The sequence below is a fragment of the Mesorhizobium sp. M1E.F.Ca.ET.063.01.1.1 genome (assembly GCF_003998155.1).
Taxonomy (GTDB): Bacteria; Pseudomonadota; Alphaproteobacteria; order Rhizobiales; family Rhizobiaceae; genus Mesorhizobium.
In genome coordinates, this window is sequence record NZ_RZSC01001350.1 from 1 (window position 1) to 819 (window position 819).

The 819-nt window shown below is 63.2% G+C and carries 2 protein-coding genes; both read right to left on the minus strand.

What is annotated here, in order from left to right:
* Positions 1-473, minus strand: a 473-nt coding sequence (locus EOA29_RS38495; RefSeq protein ID WP_189479157.1) for an FAD binding domain-containing protein, incomplete at its 3' end; no start/stop codon positions are given.
* 117 nt (positions 474-590) lie between these two features.
* Positions 591-819, minus strand: a 229-nt coding sequence (locus EOA29_RS38500; protein ID WP_145970126.1) for a xanthine dehydrogenase family protein molybdopterin-binding subunit, incomplete at its 5' end; no start/stop codon positions are given.

Here is an 819-nt window from a genome sequence, read left to right on the forward strand (position 1 = left end):
ATCTCGCCCTCCTTCAGCCCCGTCTCGAACAGGCCCTTGAAGAACTTGTCGGCCGCGATCTGGCGCTTGTTGGTGACGATGGTCGCTCCCAGCGCCAGCAGCGCCGCCGGATAGTCGGCCGCCGGATCGTTGTTGGCGATCGAGCCGCCGATCGTGCCCTTGTGACGCACCGCCGGATCGCCGATCAGCGAAGCCATATGGGCAAGCGCCGGACAGGCCTTCTTCAGCTTCTCGTCATTGGAAACGTCGTAATGCGTCGTCGCCGCTCCGATGGTGACCGTCTTGCCGGACACCTTGACGCCCTGCAGGTCCTTCAGCCGCGACACGTCGACCAGATCGGAAGGCGCCGCGAGCCGCGTCTTCATGGCGGGGATCAGCGTCATGCCGCCGGACAGAAGCTTGGCATCGCCGCTCTTCAACAGCTTGGCGGCCTCAGCGACAGAGGCGGCGCGATGGTAGTTGACCGAGTACATTTGTCTTCCTCCCTTCGGGGAAAGAGCGAATAGCGAGTAGCGAATAGCGAATAGGACCAATCCCTTCGCATCGCGCTTTCCCCTATTCGCTACTCCCTATTCCATATTCGCTTCATTTCAGTGCTTCTTGGCGCGGATCGCCGACCATACGGTCGACGGCGACGCCGGCATGGCGATATCGACGACGCCGAGCGCATCGGTGATGGCGTTGATCACCGCCGGCGGCGAACCGATCGCGCCGGCCTCGCCGCAACCCTTGATGCCGAGCGGATTGCCTGGGCACGGCGTGTTCGAGGTCGAGACCTTGAACGACGGCAGATCGTCGGCGCGCGGCATGGTGTAGTCC